Raw genomic sequence first — 2499 nt, forward strand, 5'->3', positions numbered from 1 at the left:
TGTAGTAGGGGGCGACCGGCGGCAGGGCGGGGCGGGCCAGGAGCTCCGCGACGCGCTCGCGGGCGGCGTCGAAGGCCGCCTCGTAGGGGCCGTCGGCGACGACGCCCTGCCGGGCCGTCCACGCCGGGTCGGCCTTCGGCAGCAGCCCGGAGTCGAGCCGGTCCCAGGAGGTCAGGCAGCCCGAGCCGATGAAGTGGTGGTTTCCCAGCGCCTCGCGGACGCCGAGGTCGGTGAGGATCGCGGTGGGGATGCCCCGGTGCAGCGATTCCAGGGCGGCGGTGGAGCTGACGGTGACCAGCAGGTCGGTGCGGTCCAGCACCTCGCCCATGTGGCCGTAGACCAGGCGGCAGTTGTCCGGCAGTCCGCCGGGGATCCGCGCCGCGAGCTTCTGGTAGGGCTGCTCCTCGATGTGCGTGGTGTGCTCGCCCGGCCTGCTGCGCAGCTTCACCAGCACCTCGCGGTCGGGGTGGCGGCGGGCGTGCCCGGCGGCGCGGCGCAGCAGGTACTCGCGGTCGGCGCGGGAGGCGGGGACGGAGGGCTGGACGGCGAAGACGACCGTGTACGGCCGCTCCTGCGACTCCCGGTACGGCTCGCCCCCGAGGAAGGGCAGCGCGCACTCCACGACGGCGCCGGCGTCCGCGCCGACCCCCTCGTAGACCGCGCGGAAGCGCTCGGCGTCGTGTGCGGAGTTGGCCAGGACGACATCCGCGCCGTGCCGCAGCAGCAGCCCGTCGGCGAGCTTCTCGTAGACGACACCGACGTAGCCGGTGACGGTGACCGGGCGGCGCCCTCTTCCGTCCAGGCGGTGGGACAGGCCGTGCAGCATCGCCTGGACGGTGCCGCCGACGCAGGAGAGCACCACCACGTCGTACGCGTCGCGGTCGGTCTCCGCCAGGAACCGTGCGGCCGTCACCTCGCGCAGCGAGGCGGCGCGCACGCCCACCTCGTCGAGCTGGCGGGCGGTCGGGGTGGCCCGGCCGCGCAGCAGCAGTCCGTCGATGCGCGCGCCGGGGACGATGCGGTGCGCGGTGAGCGCACCCCATTTCCAGCGGGTGTCGGAATCGGCGAGAACGGCAATGCGTGTTGCGCTGACCGAGGCGTCGTGCGGGGAATCCGAAGCGGTACGTGATGGCACGTCGAAGACGCTAGAAAGACATTCCGATTCTCGGCCCAACGCGAATACAACAGACGGTTAACAGCACACCGACGGAAGGCCAACCGGCCTTCCGGAAAACGGGGTTCACCGTTCCGCCACCGCGATTTCACCCGCCCGTACGCCCCTGGACAGCATCGATGGCGATCGGGCCCCTAACCTCTGCGGAGTGGTCAAGCTCTCCGTCATCGTGCCGTTCCGCAATGTTCGGCCGTACGCCCCCGACACGCTCCGGAGCCTGCACGCCAACTCGGCGGACTTCGGAAAGGGGGACATCGAATTCATTCTGGTCGACGACTTCTCGACCGACGGCACCTCGGAACTCCTGGAACGCGCGGAAAAGGAAATCCCCGGCGCGGTGGTCGTACGCCACCGGACGCAGGGCGGCGTGGCCCGCGCCCGCAACACCGGTCTGGACGCGGCGCGCGGACGGTACGTCACCTTCCTCGACGCCGACGACTGGGCCGCCCCCGGCCACTACCGCGAACTGCTCGCCGCCGCCGAGGCGCTGGGCTGCGACTTCCTGCGCACCGACCATGTGCGCAGCACCGGCCGCCGGCGCACCCTGGCCCGGGCGCCCGAGGGCCGCCGGGGCACCGTGCTGGACCCGCGCGACGCCATCCTCCCCGCGCACCGCACCACCGCCGTCGACTACGCCTACGCCTGGGCCGGCGTCTACCACCGGCGGCTGCTGGACCGCGGCCTGCTGCGCTTCGACGACGGTCTGCACACCGCCGAGGACCGGCCCTGGATCTGGCGGCTGCACCGCGAGGCGGAGTCCTTCGCCGTGGTCGGCCTGACGGGCGTCTTCTACCGGCGCGGGGTGGCGACCTCGCTCACCCGGACCGGCGACGAGCGGCAGCTCGACTTCCTGCGCGCCTACGACCTGCTGGTGGAGGAGACCTCCCGGGACCGGGAGGCCGCCGCGCTGCTGCCGAAGGCCGTGCGCACCTACTGCGCGGTCATCCACCACCATCTGACCGGCGACCGCTTCGAGCCGCGGCTGCGCCGCACGCTGCGCGCCCGCTGCGCGGCGGCCCTGCGCCGGATGCCCGGCGACCTGGTGTCGCAGGCGCTGGACTCCATGGACGCCGAGCGCGCCGCGCCGCTGCGCCGGCTGCGCCGCCGCCCCGCCGTGTCCTCCGCCGTGTCCTCCGCCGCGCCCCTGGGGGAGGCCGCCCGATGACCGCCGACCGCCGGAACGGTTCTTCCGTGCGGCTGCTGGTGGCCTCCACCCCGCACGGCGCGGCACTGCTGGCCGCCGCGGCGGACGCGGGCCTGCTGGGGACGGCCCGCGAGCGGCTGCTGCTGGTCGCGAACACCGCCCCGGTCCCCGAGACCGTCCC

Annotated in this window: 2 protein-coding genes; one reads left to right on the top strand and one right to left on the bottom strand. The window is 73.8% G+C overall.

The genetic code is table 11. From position 1 onward, the window contains the following. The coding region (locus L7D48_RS28020) for a DUF6716 putative glycosyltransferase (protein WP_237883779.1) at positions 1–1135 on the bottom strand (1135 nt) is incomplete at its 3' end. 187 nt (positions 1136–1322) lie between these two features. Between L7D48_RS28020 and L7D48_RS28025 the strand changes: the two genes are divergently transcribed. Next, positions 1323–2339, top strand: a complete 1017-nt coding sequence (locus tag L7D48_RS28025) for a glycosyltransferase family 2 protein (protein WP_237883780.1) — start codon at positions 1323–1325, stop codon at positions 2337–2339. The last annotated feature ends 160 nt before the right edge of the window (positions 2340–2499 follow it).

This window comes from Streptomyces sp. ICN903, assembly GCF_022015835.1.
Lineage (GTDB): Bacteria > Actinomycetota > Actinomycetes > Streptomycetales > Streptomycetaceae > Streptomyces > Streptomyces fenghuangensis.